Origin of the sequence: Nitrospira japonica (assembly GCF_900169565.1) — a bacterium.
In the GTDB taxonomy this organism is placed as follows: domain Bacteria; phylum Nitrospirota; class Nitrospiria; order Nitrospirales; family Nitrospiraceae; genus Nitrospira_C; species Nitrospira_C japonica_A.
Map to the genome: position 1 here is coordinate 1,127,375 of NZ_LT828648.1, position 16,528 is coordinate 1,143,902.

General features: G+C 62.5%; 10 protein-coding genes. All 10 read right to left on the reverse strand.

Features of this window, described 5'->3' with window-relative positions; genetic code table 11:
• Nucleotides 1-190: 190 nt before the first annotated feature.
• Nucleotides 191-4,687 carry a response regulator gene (locus NSJP_RS05455; protein ID WP_172834183.1) on the reverse strand — a complete coding sequence of 1,499 codons (4,497 nt, stop codon included), beginning with the start codon at nucleotides 4,685-4,687 and terminating at the stop codon, nucleotides 191-193.
• A gap of 90 nt (nucleotides 4,688-4,777) precedes the next feature.
• Nucleotides 4,778-6,517, reverse strand: coding sequence for a response regulator (locus NSJP_RS05460; protein ID WP_080885911.1), 1,740 nt, complete (start codon nucleotides 6,515-6,517; stop codon nucleotides 4,778-4,780).
• Nucleotides 6,518-6,541: 24 nt separating this feature from the next.
• The gene (locus NSJP_RS05465) at nucleotides 6,542-7,003 is read right to left on the reverse strand and encodes a response regulator (RefSeq protein ID WP_080885912.1); all 462 of its coding nucleotides are present in this window, start codon (nucleotides 7,001-7,003) and stop codon (nucleotides 6,542-6,544) included.
• On the reverse strand, nucleotides 7,000-11,070 hold the full coding sequence (locus NSJP_RS05470; protein ID WP_080885913.1) for a PAS domain S-box protein: 4,071 nt from the start codon (nucleotides 11,068-11,070) through the stop codon (nucleotides 7,000-7,002). The genes NSJP_RS05465 and NSJP_RS05470 overlap by 4 nt, the downstream gene beginning before the upstream one ends.
• A 313-nt stretch (nucleotides 11,071-11,383) precedes the next feature.
• A complete protein-coding gene (gene ku, locus NSJP_RS05475) occupies nucleotides 11,384-12,397 on the reverse strand; it encodes a non-homologous end joining protein Ku (protein WP_197685488.1) in 1,014 nt (337 codons plus the stop codon).
• Nucleotides 12,318-13,262 (reverse strand): YihY/virulence factor BrkB family protein, encoded by a 945-nt coding sequence (locus NSJP_RS05480; RefSeq protein WP_172834184.1) that lies wholly within the window; start codon nucleotides 13,260-13,262, stop codon nucleotides 12,318-12,320. Before NSJP_RS05480 ends, ku begins: the two co-directional genes overlap by 80 nt.
• A gap of 1 nt (nucleotide 13,263) precedes the next feature.
• Nucleotides 13,264-14,850, reverse strand: a complete 1,587-nt coding sequence (locus tag NSJP_RS05485; protein ID WP_080885916.1) for a DUF748 domain-containing protein — start codon at nucleotides 14,848-14,850, stop codon at nucleotides 13,264-13,266.
• Nucleotides 14,847-15,542, reverse strand: a complete 696-nt coding sequence (locus NSJP_RS05490; RefSeq protein WP_080885917.1) for a hypothetical protein — start codon at nucleotides 15,540-15,542, stop codon at nucleotides 14,847-14,849. The genes NSJP_RS05485 and NSJP_RS05490 overlap by 4 nt, the downstream gene beginning before the upstream one ends.
• Nucleotides 15,506-15,919 carry a phage holin family protein gene (locus NSJP_RS05495; protein ID WP_080885918.1) on the reverse strand — a complete coding sequence of 138 codons (414 nt, stop codon included), beginning with the start codon at nucleotides 15,917-15,919 and terminating at the stop codon, nucleotides 15,506-15,508. The genes NSJP_RS05490 and NSJP_RS05495 overlap by 37 nt, the downstream gene beginning before the upstream one ends.
• A gap of 39 nt (nucleotides 15,920-15,958) precedes the next feature.
• The gene (locus NSJP_RS05500; RefSeq protein ID WP_172834185.1) at nucleotides 15,959-16,429 is read right to left on the reverse strand and encodes a hemerythrin domain-containing protein; all 471 of its coding nucleotides are present in this window, start codon (nucleotides 16,427-16,429) and stop codon (nucleotides 15,959-15,961) included.
• Between the last annotated feature and the right edge of the window lie 99 nt (nucleotides 16,430-16,528).

Here is a 16,528-nt window from a genome sequence, read left to right on the forward strand (position 1 = left end):
CTTCGATGTCTTCAAGTCCACGGCAGTGCCCTTCATGCCGGCCTCCTTCGAATAGGGACGATGGGGTGGAAAACGGCGTAGGATCGACCCGACGGAACATACGCCCAGGCGGAGAATTGCCAACTAGGGGAACCCCTAGCAACGGGAGAATGGCACAGAAAACCCGCAGGAATAGCCGCTAAAATCCGGATCAGATCCGCCGCATGTGCCCGGCAGCGCCCGTCGTCTGGTGAACCTGAATGGCGCTGTAGAGTTCGTCGACCGCGGCTTCCTTGGTCAAGAGGACGGCGGCGCCCGCCTGCTTCATGGCCTGATCGTTCTCGGTGCCGGCATTTACCGACAAGCCGATGACGATCGTGTGCGGATGGGACGCCCTGATCCGTCTGGTCGCGTCGATTCCGTTCATCCCCGGCATATTGACGTCCATGACGACGACGGAGGGCTGCAGACGATCCACGCACGCGAGGGCTTCGAAGCCGTCCCGGGCCTCCCCGACGACCTCGACGTCGGCGTAGGTTTCCAGGACACTGCGCAGACCCTGGCGTACCATCGCGTGATCGTCGACGAGCAGCACCCGAATCATCGTCTTCTGCCGCGGCATAAGCCTGGCGAGCCGCGATTCCCTCAGCAGGTCTTCCGGCTGGGTCATAAGAAGGGGTGGGGCGACATGGGGCAAGGAGTCCACGCTGCCGTCGGACGCCGGACTCAGGGCTTCCGCCTTTTCCCTCAACGGCAGCACCAGCCGCGCCTTGGTCCCATTGCCGGGCTGAGAGACCAAATCCAGGCGTCCACCGAGCGCAGTCATCCGTTCGCGAATGCTGTAGAGGCCGAACTTCGACGACAGGGCCGTCGGCACTTCGACGGCGAAGGCGGTGCTGGGATCGAATCCCTTTCCATCGTCTCCGACCTCGATGCACAGGCTTCCGGGCTGCCGCTCGATCGACAGGAGCGCACGGCCGGATTGACCGTGCTTGGCCGCATTGATCAGCAACTCCCGCACCGATTGAAAAAGCAGGACGGCTTGATCTTCCGCGAGCACCACCTCGCCGACACCGTCGGCTCGGACGTCCACCTGAAGGCTGTGGCGGACCATGCGGTCGGCGAGCCATCGAAGCGCGGCGACCAGGCCGAACTCATGCAGCACGGGCGGGGCCAGATCGGCAACCAGGGTTCTCGTATAGGTGAGCGATTCGCTCAAGACGTCCTGCGTCTGCTGGACCAACTCCGCTCCCTTGTCGTCCAATTTCGTCGACCGTCTCAGTTGTCCCAGGTTGAGACGGCACAGCACCAGCATTTGCGCCAGATGATCGTGCAGTTCCATGGCCATCCGTTTTCGTTCCCGCTGTTCGGCGAAGTTCAACTCCGTCGCCATGGCCCGCAACCGTTTTTGCGACTGCATCAGCTTGTCGGTTCGGTCTGCGACCATCTGCTCCAGCTGTGTGGCGAACGAACGGAGCCGGTCTTCGCTTTCCCGTAAACGGGTTTCCGCCGTGCGACGGTCGATGCCGGTGGCCAAGGTTCCTCCGATCGCCTGGGCCAGGGCGAGCTGGTTCGGATCCATGATCCGGGGCCGATCGAAATACACCATGAACTTTCCAAGGAGCCTTCCGCCGTACATCAGCGGGATAAAGCTCAACGCGCGGATACCCTCCGCGACGATCGTCGCCTTCAGTCCCGGTTCGAGATCGGCAGCGGCAATGTCCCCGATGGTAATCGGCCGGGGATCCGTTTCATCGGCCTTCCAGGGGGAATGCCCTTCCACGGCTCGCCGATACGCCTCCGACAGGCCCCTCCAGGCTTTGAACCGGATGACGCCGTCGTTCTCGAGGAGGAGGATGGACGCCCGGTCGGCGTCCAGCGTCTGGATGATCGAGTCGAGCGCTTGTTCGTACAGCTGGGGGAGCGCGTCCGCATGGTTGACGGCTTCGGCCAACTCGAACAGCAAGCGCTGCTGCCGGCTGCGGGCGAGTAATTCTTCCTGGGCCTGCTTGCGTTCGGTAATGTCAGTCGCCACGCCGATGATCTGTTTCACCCGTCCGTCCGGGCCTCGTTCGAACGCCGTCGCTCTCGAAAGCAGCCAGCGATAGGACCCGTCCACGTGCCGGATCCGGTGCTCATGTTCCAGGGCTTCTCCTTCCTCGACTCCGTCGAACCGTGCGAACCATTCACGCGTCGTCCGAAGGTCGTCGGGATGGACGATCTGATCAATCACGTCACCGGACATTCCCCGAATCTCCGCCGAGTTGTAGCCGAGTATGGTGTCGACACGTTTGTTCGAGTAAATGTTGCGGCCTTCCTGGATGTCGTGGACAAACAGGATGTCAGGGGTGGCCGCCGCCATACGTTCGAGAAACAGCTTGCTGCGCGCGAGCTCTCCCTGCATGTCTCGACGCAGGCGCGCCAATTCGTAGTGGCTTTCGACCCTCGCGAGAAGCTCCCGCGCGCTGAACGGCTTGATGAGATAGTCGTCCGCGCCACGCGCCAGCCCTTCGATGCGGGATCCCTCGCCCGCCCGGGCGGACAACAGAATGATCGGAATGGCCCTGGTCGAGGGCTCGGCGCGCAGCGCGCGCACCAAACCGAACCCATCGAGCGAGGGCATCATGACGTCGCTCAGGATGACGTCGGGCGGCCGGGCTCGCGCGGCGGCCAGCGCGGCGGATCCGTCCGTCACGGCGTCCACGTCGAAGTAGGGATCCAGCAGCCGGGTGAGGTACGTTCGCATATCGGCATTGTCGTCGGCCAACAGCACGCGGGGCCGTGGTTGATCCGATGCTCCATGAAGAAACCGGAACGACGGTTCCGGATCGGCCTCCGGCTCCGACGTCGGTTGCCCGTCACCCTGCTCGTCCGGAAGCCAGCGGAGCGCCTCTTTCCAATAGAGATCGGCCTTCGCGCCGCCGGACTCGAGAGAGCCGACCGGTCCGACTTGGTCCGCGGGTAAGTGGGCGGTACCGAAGGGAATCCGGACCGTGAAGACGGATCCTTCATTCAGGATACTGGTGACGGTCAGTGAACCGCCGTGGAGCTGCACGAGTTGCTTGACCAGCGCCAGACCGATCCCGCTGCCCTCGATCGTCCGCCCTCCCGCGCCCTGCACGCGATGAAATCGCTCAAAGATCTTCGACAACTCTTCGTCGGGAATCCCAACCCCCGTGTCGCGGACGTCCAGGACCGCGCCGGACCCGTCTTGCCGCAGCACGACGGTGATGCTTCCTTGCAGCGTGAACTTGAAGGCGTTGGACAAGAGATTCAGGACGATCTTTTCCCACATTTCCCGGTCGATGTAGATCGGCTCGGACAAGGTCGGGCAATCGACCGTCAGTCTGAGCTGCGCCCGTTCGACGGCGGACCGGAAGACCGCGGCGAGCTGGACGGTCAATGCCGCCAAATCGGTCGGCTCGTAGCGGGCAAGGGCCCGGCCCGCCTCGATGCGGGCGAAATCCAGCAGGGTATTGACCAGCTTGAGGAGGCGCCGGCTGTTTCGGTACGCGAGGCCGAGGCGATCCCGATGGATCGGAGCCAAGGGTGTGGTCTGGTCGTCCAGGCTGTCCCGCAAGGGTTCGATCATCAGCGTGAGCGGCGTGCGGAACTCATGGCTGACATTGCTGAAAAATGCGGTCTTGGTCCGGTCGAGCTCGGCCAAAGCCTCGGCGCGTCTCCGTTCTTCCTCGTAGGCCCGGGCAGAGGCAATGCCTGTGGCAATTTGTGTGGAGATCAATTCCAGGAAGCTTCGATATCCGTCGTCGAATTGGAGGCGGGGGCTGAGACCGGCCACGAAGAAGCCGGCCAGCTCGTGCGCGACGTTCGACCGAATGGGGACGACGACTGCTCCGGCTGATGGTTCCGTCCCCGGCCCCGGAACAGTCGGAAACCGGGAAGTCGACCCCGGAAGCAAGAGAAGAGTTTCGGTGGCCATGACTTCCGCCAAGGGCCAGGGGACCGTGTCATCGTGGCGCTTCAAAGAAATGGAGGATGGTGCGACGGGCCCGTCCGGAGCCGCGCCCGCAACACCGACGAGTCGGGCGCAGTCCCGCGGCGTATCGACGAGATAGAGCAACGCAAAAGGAATGTCTTGCGGATGTCCGGACAAGACGTGTGCCGCGATGGCGCAGGCCTCCTCAGGGGTCTTGGCATCCAGGGCTCCCATGCCGACGTCTTTGAGCACATTGAGCCGGCGCTCACCCACAACCTTGTCGGTGATCTCGTGGACGGTCGCCAGGACTCCACCGATGCCGTTCGGCACGGTGTCGTCCGGAACGGGGCTGTAGGCAATCGTGAAATGCGTCTCTTCGATGAAGCCACGGCGGTTAATTTCCAACATGAGGTCGTCATTCCACGTCGGAGGGCCGCCGTGAAACGGCGTATCGATCAACGGCTGAAGAATGTGCCAAATCTCGCTCCAGCAGTCGCGCACCGGTTGTCCGAGGGAGTTGGGGTGTTTCGCTCCGAGGATCGGCCGATACGCATCATTGTAGAGCGAGACGTAGTCGGGGCCCCACCAGAGCAAGAGGGGAAATCGGTTGGCGAGGAGAAAGTTTACCATTGTGCGCAGCGTCGGCGACCAAGACTCGACGGCGCCGATCGGTGTCTTGGACCAGTCGAACGCTCGGACGCGACGGTCCATTTCGCCGTCGCCGTCAAAGGGGGCTTGGGAGCCGGTCTGGTGGTGAGAACGTTCACTCATGATGAGATTGCCGTCCTCGCCGAAGCCGCACCCGGTCCCGCCCGATGCGCTCTTGACCATCAGGTGTGGGCTTGGATCGTTGCATGCACGTCACGACAGACGTTCGGGCTGGACGAATCCTTCGGAGCGATCGGTGCGTCCTGCGGCGAGAATCACGTCATGCAGGTGCTCGGCCGCGGCGTCCTTGGAGACGAACATCGTCGCGCCGGCCGCCGTGATCGCATCCCGCGTGTGCGGCTGGTTATCGATGGACAGGGCGATGACCGGAGTCTCCGGCCACTCCTGCTTGATCCGCTTGGTCGCCTCGATGCCGTCCATCCAGGGCATGTTGATGTCCATCAGCACGAGATCGGGAGCCAGCTCCGCCACTTTTTCCACGGCCTCGCGCCCGTCTCCCGCCTCACCGACGACCGTAAGATCGGGAAAGCCTTCCAAAATGACCTTGAGGCCCCGGCGCACCATGACATGGTCATCGACCAGCAGCACGCGAATGCGGGGAATATCGGTATCCGGCGGTGTGTCGGATACAAGGGGTGCGGCATCCGCGGGCTGCAGATCGGCGTCGACCCGCTTGGCTTCCGGGGCGGGGAGCAACGGCAGACTGAGCGTGGCGGTGGTCCCCACGCCCGGTGCGCTCGTGACGTTGAACCATCCGCCCATTGCCTGCATGCGTTCCCGCACACTGAACAGGCCGAAGTGCGAGCCGGCCGGCTTGGACTCGGGAGCGGCGGGATTGAATCCGCGGCCCTGATCCTGCACTTCGAGACGGAGGCGGCCAGAGTCCTCGACCTCCAACGTCACCGTGGCGCAGTCGGTGGCGGCATGCTTGGCGACGTTGAGCAGCAGCTCCCGCACGGATTGAAAGAGCAGGACCGACTGATCGTCGGGCAACGCGACCTTCTCCGTTCCGAGCCGCACGTCCACCTTCAGGCCGTGCAGCGGCATTTCGCTTGCGAGCCACGTCAGCGCCGCCGGAAGTCCGAGTTCGTCGAGCACGGGCGGGCTCAATTTCGCCATCAACGACCTGGTGTACTCGGCGGCTTTCTTGAATAGATCGTCGATTTCCGTCACGTGCGGCTCGATCCGGCCTCCCTGAGACAGTTTCGAGCGGAGCTGCGCGACCTTCATCCGTCCCAACGCCAGCATTTGTGCGAGATAGTCGTGCAGTTCAGCGGCCAGGCGTTTGCGCTCGCGCTGTTCCGCCAGCGTCAATTCGGAAGCCAGTGCCTGGAGCCGGTTGTGCGAGGCGATGATGTCCCGCGTCCGCTCCTCGACCCGCTGCTCCAGTTCGCTGTTCAGCCGCAGCAACGCCTCTTCCGCGCGTTTGCGCTGCTCGAGTTCCTGCTCGAGGGAATGGTTGGCCACCCGCAGTTCGGCCGTCCGCGCGGCGATCCGGAGCGCCAGTTCTTCATTCAGGGTCACGATGGACTGCCGGGCGGCCGCGTGCTCCTCCCGCAGCCGGCGCTGCTCGAGCGCGTGGCGTACCGACTCGCCCAGGCGGCCCAACCGGTCCTTCAACAGATAGTCCGCGGCGCCGGCCCGCATCAGGGCCACGGCGTCCTCGTCACCGATCGCATGCGAGACGATGATGAAAGGAATGCCTGCCCCGTGCTCCTGTGTGAGCCTCAAGGCTTCCGCCGAGCTGAATTGCGGCAGGTTGTGGTCGTAAATGATGAGGTCGGGCCGATGCTCGACGAGGCCTTGCAGAAAGGCGTCCCGGCCGGTCACCGGCAGACAACAGGGTTCATAGCCGCTCTTCTTGAGTTCACGGACGACCAATTCGATGTCGGCCGCGTCATCCTCGACGATCAGCAAATTCAATGGTGCCATGGCCCGCGCTCCTATCGCCTAGGGTTATTGCGATTGATGCTGCCCCGGTAATTCGGCCGGGATCTGATTCAGGAGGATCCAATACATGCCCAACTGCCGGACCGCGTCGCTGAATTGCGGAAAGTCGACGGGCTTGACCACGTAGCTGTTCACGCCCAGGTTGTAACTGCGAATCAGATCCTGTTCTTCCCTCGAAGAGGTCAGAACCACGACGGGGATGTTTTTCGTGCGCGGATCGGCCTTGCACCGCTGGAGAATCTCGAGGCCGTCGACTTTCGGCAGCTTGAGGTCGAGCAGGATCAGCCGCGTTTGATGACAGGTGCTGTGCTCGCTGTATCGCCCCGTGCTGAACAGGCATTCCAGCGCCTCTTCGCCGTCCCGCACGACGTGGATTTTGTTCGTGAGGTTGTTTTTGCGGAATGCGCGCAAGGTGATCTCGACGTCCTCGGGATTGTCTTCGATTAACAGAATCTCCACATCGTTCATGGTCTCAACGCCTTTCGCAGAGAGAAATAAAATGTCGCGCCGCCCTCCACTTTGCCTTCGGCCCAGACGCGGCCGCCGTGCCGATACACGATGCGGTGGACGATGGCCAGCCCGACTCCCGTGCCGTCGAAATCCTCCTTCAAATGCAAGCGTTGGAAGACCCCGAAGAGTTTGTGCACATACTTCATGTCGAACCCGACCCCGTCGTCCTTCACATAGTACACGACGGCGTCGGACTGCTGGTCGTCCGGAAGCCAGCCGACCGTCACGTGGGCGGTGTCCCGGGTCTTGGTGTACTTGAACGCGTTCGACAGGAGGTTGGTCCAGACCAGCTTGAGGAGCCGCCAGTCTCCATGACAGGGCGGCAGATCCGCGATCATCAGCTCGATGGTCCTGTCTTGATGGAGGACGCGCTGCTCCTCCGCCACGTCGCGCGCCAAGTCGGCCATGGCGACCGGACGGAAATCCATGCCGAGACGGCCGAGACGCGAAAATTCCAACAGGTCATCGATCAATTCGCCGGCCCGTCCGGCGGCCTGCCGGACAATCCGCATGCAGCGCAGCGCTTCCGCGTCCAGCTGCGAGCTGTGGTCTTCTTCCAGAATGCGGATGAAGGCATCGATCGTGCGGAGCGGCGCCCGCAAGTCGTGCGAGACGGAGTACGAGAAGCTTTCCAGCTCCTTGTTGGCCTCGGCCAGGGCGGCCTTCTGTCTCGTGAGCGCTTCATTGGAGACGGTCAGAGCCAGGTCCCGTTCCTGCAACGCCTCCTCGGCGCGCTTCTTCTCGGTGATGTCCCGCGCAATCGAAGAGGCTCCGACCACGGTGCCATGGATGTCGACGATGGGAGAGACGGCCAATGAGATATCCAACATGGTGCCGTCTTTGCGGACCCGGACGGTGTCGTAATGGCTGACCGGTTCGCCACGGCCGATCTGCGTGAGAATCGTGTCCTCCTCGTCGTGGCGGTCGGAAGGAATGAGCCGATAGATCGATTCGCCGAGCATTTCGCCGGAGGTGTAGCCGAACAGTTTCTCCGCTCCGCCGTTCCAGCTGGTCACGATGCTGCGCAGATCCTTGCTGATGATGGCGTCGTCGGAGGACGTCACGATGGCCGCCAACTGGCCGATGGCATGGCCGGCGCGTTTGCTTTCGGTGACGTCCACGAGCATGTTCACGGCTCCGATGACCGCGCCCCCGGCGTCCCGGATCGGTTCCGGGTGCGGGAGGACGTGCCGCTTCGTCCCGTCCGGCCGTTCAATGACGATCTCCCGGCCTCGGATCGCGCGGCCTTCGCGCAAGCTGACCGCCATGGGGCATTCATCCGGCGAAAGCGCTTGGCCGTCCGGTTGGTACATCTTCCAGGACCCGCACCACAAGTCTTTGCCGACCTCCGGTTCCCGGCCCCAGAGCTCCACGGCCGCCTGATTGTAGAGGGTGATGCGGCCCCGCTCATCGCACGTGTAGACGGCCGCCGGCAGGGCCTGAATGAGATCGCGATAGCGTGCCTCGCTGTGCCGCAACGCCTGTTCCTGCCAGAGTCGCTCGGTCACGTCGCGCAGGATGATCGTGTAGAACTTGCCGGCCGCGGTTTGCAACTGTGAAAAAGACGCTTCGACGGGGAACTCCTCGCCGTCGACGCGACGCCCATGGACGGTGCCGTGGGCACCCTTGCGCCGTTCCGAGGTGGCGCCCTTGGCGAACGCCTTGAGTTCCCGGGCTTGGAGCGCCTGGAAACTTTGGGGCAAAAATCGATCGATCGGCTGCCCCAAGGCGACGTCGGCTGAACAGGCGAACATGGCCTCGGCCGCATTGTTGAAGTCCGTGATCCGCTGCTGGGCGTCGATCGTGACGATCGCATCCATGGCCGACGTGATGATGCCGCTCAACCGCTGCTCATTGTCCCGCAAGGCATCCTGCGCGTGTTTCAAATCGGTGATGTCGACGCAGGAGCCGACGTAACCGAGGAAGGTGCCGTGCTCATCGAAACGCGGCACTCCTCTATCAAGGATCCACCGGTAGACGCCGTCAACCCGCCGGAGGCGGAACTCGGTTTCGAAGGGCTCCCGCCGGTCGAACGCCTCGGTCTGCAGATGGAAACATCGCGCTTCGTCGTCGGGGTGGGCGCCGATGGTCCAGCCCATGCCGGTTTCCTCTTCCAACGTGCGGCCGGTGAAATCCAGCCATCCCTTGTTGAAATAGGTGCGGTGCCGGTCGAGGTCCGATACCCAGATCAGCACCGGGGAGGCGTCCGCCATCAGGCGGAATCGGGCTTCGCTCTCTCGCAGGGCCTGCTCCACGCGTTTTTGGTCGGTCACGTCACGGGTGAAGCAACGGGTATGGATGAACTGCCCGTCCTGGAACCGCACGTTGGAATTGATCAGCACGTCACGGATCGATCCGTTTTTGCATCGGAGCCTCGCGGGGTACTCCCGCAGGGTTTCTCCGCAGGTGAGCCTGGAAAGGATGTCGTCGATGACGGGCTGATCGACGTGGAAGCCGGCGATGTGCCGGCCGACGTATTCGTCCCTGTCATAGCCCAGCAGGTCGAGTTCGGCTTGGTTGACACGGAGAACCGTCCCGTCCGAGCCGACCCAATGGATGCCGAGACTGGCGTTCTCAAAAAATTCCGCCAACTCGCCTTCGCTGGCGCGCAAGGCCTCGTCGGTCTGCTTGCGCTCGGTGACGTCGATGTTGACGCCGGTGAGCCGCAAGGGACGGTCGTCCTCATCGCGGAACACCTGCCAGCGTCCGGACATCCAACGCACCGCTCCGTCGGGACGCACGATACGGAATTCGCACCGCACGACCGCGTGGTTGTCCAGCGATTCGTGCACCTGGCGCAGGGCTTCCCCCCGATCGGCCGGATGGAGAAACTGCGACCAGCCTTCGAACGTGCCGATGAAACCGCCGGGTTGAAGGCCATAGAGGGCCTCGAGTTCCGGGGTCCAGGTATTGACGCCGGTGCGGATGTTCCAGTCGAACGTGCCGATGCCGCCGGCTTGCTGGGAGAGGCGCAGGCGCTCCTCGCTCACCCGGAGCGCTTCCTCGACGGCTTTACGTTCGGAGATGTCGCTGTTGACCTCGAGGATCGCCGTGGGTCTGCCGTTCTGGTCCCGTCGCAGCAGCCATTGACTGTCGATGACGAGCAGTCGTCCGTCCTTGGTTTGGTGCTTCAGCTCCCCGTTCCATTTTCCGTCGCGGAACAATGCGGTGCGAATCCGCTCAAGCGGTTCCGCAAAACGCGTTCGCAGCAATTCATGGGAGATCCGCCCGATCGCCTCCGATGCGTCGAACCCGTACAGCCGGCTTGCTCCGTCGTTCCATTGAACGATCCGGTCGTCCGTATCGCGGATCAGTACGGTGGCCAGGTTCAAAATATGCGCCTGTTCCTGCAGCATGGCCGCTTGCCGATGCTTCAATCCGATCGCGTCCTCATAGACGGCCGAAATGCGTGTGATGCGCCGATGTACGACCCAGGCGATGAGCAGGCCGATTCCCAACAACGCGGACAGGGTCATGCCCCTGAACAGACGGGCGCTCTCGGCCGCCTCGACGCTGCGGGCGTCGCGCAAGGATTGCTCGGTGGTGAGGAGGTCGTTGACGTGCTTCCGCATGGCGTCGAACAGTCTCTTCCCTTCGACGCTGAGCGCGGAATTATGTTGCCTCTCCGTCGAGGGCTCCGAGGCCATCGTGCGCTCGGCATAGCGACGCCAATCTGCTACCCCGTGTCGCAGGGCTTCGAGCGTGGCCGTTTGAGCGGGATTGTCGTGGACGAGGGACTGAACCAGACTCAACACCGGATCCAGATCTCGGGACCCGACGCGGTATGGCTCGAGGAATAGACGCTCGCCGGTGAGCAGATAGCCTCGCACACCTGTTTCCATGTCGACCAGCAGACCCATCGCCCGGTCCGTTTCGCTGATCACACGATCACTGTGGGCGACCTGACTGTTGGCCTCGGTCATCCGGGCCAATTGCCACATCAGCATGCCGGCGACGAGAGCCAGCGCAATCACCGGAAGGGTGACGATACCCCATAGCCCTGCCCGGATGCGTTCTTGGTTCATCCCGTTACATCTCTATTCGTCATCGTCCGTTGGAAGACGGTACAGAAGGTGGAGAACCGAGGACGGAAGCAGGAAGAGTTGAGTGCAGGGCGATGCGTCGCGGGGACATTCGTGCTGATGAAGGCCGATGCGATGCGGAACCATTCATGGGGTCCTCCAACGCGGCGAAGCCGGAACTTCAGTATGCGCGCCCATTCTGAGGGATTGCCAGTGGCAGGGAGAGTCTAGATGATCGTGCGGCATTGACCACTGGGGAGACCCCTAGAGATAGGAATTCCGCTAGAAGAATGAATGGGTTGTGGAGGCGAGCAGGTCAAGCTGCGCTTCGGCCCGCCTTTCGTCCGCGGCTTCCGGACGGCCCCGCCGGTTTACCGGATTTTCCTCTAGTTTCCACGCTCCGCTTCAACAGCGCCATCAGGTCGATGACCTCACCTTTGGGCGAGGGTTGTTCTTCCTCGACCGCCGGCTGTTCGACCGCTTCCGTTTGGCCTGCTTGGACACGCTTTTCGATCAGCGCCAGCAGGTCGCCGTGGTAGGTATCCCGGTATGTCTCGGGTTTCCAGTCTTCGCTCATTTCGTCAACCAGCCGCCGGGCCATGTCGATTTCCCTCGCATTGACCCCGACGGCCTTCAGGTTTCCGGACGGAATGTCCAACTCGTCGGAAGGCCGCAATTCGTTGGGATATCGGAGGGTGTTCATGACGATGACGGAGCCGACCGGCAGAAGCGCCGCGACATGCTGGCGGGTGCGAATGACGACGTTGGCGATGGCGACCTTTCCGGTTTGCTTGAGGGTTTCGCGCAGCAAGACGTAGCCTTTCTCCCCGCGCTTGTCCGGCGCCAGGTAGTAGGGCGTGTCAAAATACAGGGGGCTGATCGCCTCCTGCGGGACGAAGTTCACGATCTCCACGGTTTGGGTGGCCTCGATGTTGGCCCTCCTGAAATCTTCGTCGGTGAGCACGACATAACGGCCCTTTTCGTACTCATAGCCCTTCACGATGTCGTTCCACGGCACATCTTCGCCCGAGTCCTTGTTGTACCGCTTGAAGCCGACCGGGTGCATGGAGCGACGGTCCAGCATCGTGAGGTCGAAGCTGCTGCGGTTCTCCGCCGAATACAAGCCGACCGGAATGTGCACCAGTCCGAAACTGATGGCGCCCTTCCAGAGCACACGGGATGCGGAGGCCTCGTTGTCCGTGTGATCGGCCGTACCGTCGGGGTGAGCGGGCCGATGGGCGCCGGCTCTGTTACGCCGGGTGCGGGGCACCGTGGAGGCCGGTGGGTGGGCGGCCCTGCCGTTCCGTCGCTGCATCTTCGATTTCCGCATTGATCTCACCTCCGATCAGAAGCGCCAGTCCGCTCCAATACAGCCAGAGCATCAGCACGATCACGCCGGCGATCGACCCATAGACCTTGTTGTAGTCGCCGAAGTGTTCGACATAGGCTTTGAATCCCAACGACATGACCACCCACATCGCGACGGCGAAGACAGCGCCGGGGGTGACCCACCGCCAGTCCTGCTTGATGTCGGGGCACGTGTAGTAGATGACCGCCACCACGAACAGCATCAGGGTGACGACGACCGGCCACTGCAGCACGGTCCACATCCACGTAAAGATCATTCCGACACCGAGAGCATCCGCGATCCATCGTCCGATGGACGGGCCGTACAGCACGAGCGCGATCGAGAAGATGACGAAGCCGGCCAAGCCGACGGTCAACAGCAAGGCGGTCAGGCGGATTTTCCAGAACGGCCGCGAGTCCTGTCGCACGTCGTATACGACGTCGAGCGCGTCGATGATGGCCGTCATGCCGCTGGACGACGCCCACAAGGCGCCGAGCGCTCCCAAGGAGAGAAGATTCGCGCCGCTGCCCTCGGCGACCTGGATCAGGAACCGCTCCACCATGGACAAGGCGTCCGTCGGGAGCACGTTGCGCAGATAGCGCATCAGCTCGGGCATGAAATCCTCGACGGAGAACAGCCCCATCAAGGCCGTCAGAAACATCAGAGCGGGAAAGAGCGCCAGCAGAGCGTAGTAGGACAGTTGCGCGGCGCGGCCCAGCAATTCGTCCTCTTGCGCCTCGCGCCACAGCCGCCGTCCCAGATCGGTCAACGTCAAACCGCCCAACTTCCACGGATTGTACGCGGCCGAGGAACTGGTGACGGACGCCATGTCGGAAGTGCGGCTCATATCAACCCGTTCCGTGCTCGAATCCTGGAAGAATGGCATTGAAGAAGGCGTTTTGAACCAGTTTTTGGACGACCTGCCAGGTGCTGGCCTGAGGATTTTCGACGGGGCCGGAGAGGTCGGTGACGGTCACGACCTCATCCCGCGGTGTATTTTCCATCAGGCCCAGGACTTCGCCGACGACCGCTTCGTAGATCTTCCGCGTCAGCGCCTTGTCTTTGTCCTGCGCCGGGTCATACACCTCGACGTCCTTCAGCAACGGTTTGACATAGCCCTCGATGCGCTTGTTCTTCACCGACAGTTCGCTGAAGAACGCAAAGGTGCCGGCTTTCGTGTCGGCATCTCCGTAGGCGCGAAGCATGTCGTTGAAGGCCACGACCCTCGTCTTGGTGATTTTCACGTCCAGATCGAAATCGGGGTTCGGCTTTTCCGGTCGAAAGATGCCCTTCATCACGGTCGGCCCGCTGCCCATGAACTTGCCGGTCACCTTGACCGTGCCGGCGCCCTCCTCGAGCCGGTTGCTGAAGTTGTCCATTTCGAGATTCATCTCGCTGATGTACAGGCGGTAATCAGGTGAAGTGGCTTGATTGACGAACCCCATTTCGCTGTTCTGCACCGTGCCGTGCACGACCAGGACTTTCACCGACGGGTCCCGGTGCACTTCCGCGGCTTTGTCCACGACCTTTTTGGCCCGCCGCTTTTCTGCACGGCTGGTCGCGGCCGAATGCACATAATCGATTCGGGCTCTGTCGAGCAGGAGTTCCTCGATCGAGACGATCGTCGCACGGTTCGAATGCTCGATTCGCCCCGTCAAATCGAGCGCCCCGGCGCGGACTTGGAGGTTGTAACGCTGCACGACCGGCAGGAAATTCTTGAGCTCCAAGTGTCGGATCTTCAGGTCGGCCTCGACCGCCGGCAGCGGCTTCGTCAGCAGATCGGCCCGGCCGGTGAGTTCGATGTGGGATTCGTCGGGTAATAGCGCGCTCAGGCGAAGCGCGGACGGACGGGTGTCACCGTCGGCCGGCCGGTTCGTCAGATTCACGACCTCAAGGTCGAATCGCTGGATGCGGACCGGCACGGAATCGGGTTTCCCTTCGTCGTAGGCGAAATGGCCGTTGGTCAGGTATAAGGCCGCCTCAAAGGCGATAGTTTCCCGGAGCTGCTCCTGCCAGCCGTCTGTTCCTTCCTGCACCAGTGGTTTGTTGAACCTCCGCAGCGCGCCGTTCACCTGCTGTTTCGTGGCCGAGAAGACCGGCTGATCGATGCGCACCGCCGCCGCGAGCTTCCCGGAGAGCAACGGCGAGAGCCGGGCATCCGCAGTGATGCGTGGCATGGCCGCAATCGGCGGATCAGGATGGATGTCTTGGCGGACCAGCACCTCGTGGAGATCGACCGATAACGTGAGCGGGTGCACGGCCAGCCCGCCGATCGTGACGTGATAACCCTTGATTCGGTCGTTGACGGTCCGTTCCGTCCATTGGCGAAGCGGCTCATCGACGAGGAATGCGGCCAGAATGCCGAGCGCAAGCAACAGACCGAGCCCGGCACCGATGAAATGCCAGGCATGCCGTCGTTCCGCTGGAACGGTCATGTGAGCCGTCTCATCTCCGGCAACCGATCCACATGATCATCACGGCTGCGCCCGGATGGACGGCTCAACTGCGCAATCAGCAAGGCGCCGGCGGTTTGGGCCAGGTCGCGGAACAGGGAGCGACTTGCGCAAAGTGCCGCCTCACGCAGTCTGACACCTTCGTGCCGCAACTCTTCGGTCAAGTCCTCCCCGACCGTGCGTAAGAGGGAACGGGGTTGACGTCCCGATCCAGGCCCCGGCTCGCCGGTCGTCCGGCGGTGGTTGAGTCGTCGGGATTCCACGGACGGAAAAAACGGATACACGCCGCGTCGAGTCCTCGCATGCCCGTCGTCCGGCATGACGTCCGCGCCTCTGATAGTGGAGGGAAAATAGGGATAGATGCCGCCGTTGCTCCGGCGGCGGCGATCAATCCATGCGGCCAGCAAGCCGAGCGCGACGACCCCGCCGACGAGAGCCAAGGGCTGCCGGGTGGCACGCGAGACCAGGTAGGGAATCGGTCCGTGCCTCATGGTCTCGACGAGATGCGAGACCTTCTCGCCGGCGCTCTCGAAGACCTCCAGGGTTGCCGCTTTGGTTTCCCGGACCGTGTCGTCGATGCGGCGGTCGAGTAACTGGAGCTTTTCGTCCAAGGCGGCGCGGGTGCGGTCGATCTGTTTCAGATCCTCTTGTACGTCACGCGTTCTTTGATCCATTGCACGTTTTCCTTTATGGCGAAGAGACTCCGACGCGGCATCAGATGAACGCGTCCTGCCATGGATTGGGCTCTGACGAGACAGACGACGCTCAGGCCGGCCAGAAGACCGCCGACCACACCATAGGAGGCCCACAGCGAAAGGCCCGCCCACACGGTCAGACCGTGCACGAGCATCAGCAGGAGAAACAGTGCGGCGATCGCCGCGCATAGAATGCCGATCCCGAATCCGGACGCGGCTCGTCCGGTCTTGGACAACTCCAGTCTGAACTCATCACGCAACAGCTGCGCTTCCTGGCGCATCAACGTTTGAAGGTCTTCGAGAATGCCGCCGAGGAGAGTCACGACTCCGATATGCCGGGGCGTTGTATCGTTCATCGATCACCTCATTGAGAGGTCGGTTGGAGCGGCAGGTGGCTAAGCCGCGCGTCTCGGATCCTCTTCTTTCATCCGATGGATATCGTCCGCCACTTGCATGAGCTCGGCGGCGCTGAGCAACGTGCGCGCCAGCGGAAAGATGCGCTGCTCTTCTTCTTCGAAGTGGCGGGACACGTCGGCCATCAGCCGGTCGATCTCGGCCTGGAATTCCTCGTCGTGCGCCAGCACGTCCCTGACCTGCTCGATACGCTTGTGTAACTGTTCGTGGTCCCTGGCGGCGGACGCAAGAGCCTTGGCTCCGGGGTCGGCGGTCGACATGTGCGCTGCCAGGACCGGATAAAACAGCTCGTTCTCCATCTGGCCATGTAGTTCCAGGATCCGTAAGATGCGGCTCGCGATGAAGTAGCGATCGTCCCCGCCGGCGGTTTCAAACGCCTCGTATAGTGTGCGAGCCCGCTCGTGGTCCCGTAGCAGCAACGCCAAGGCGTCTTCCCGTTTTTTTACCTGCATGGTGAACAACCTTCCCTTTCGGGTCGTCCGACTATCGGAATCGACCTTAGCAATCATGATCCGTGCACACCAACTGGGAGCCTCCCTAGCGAGGGATGA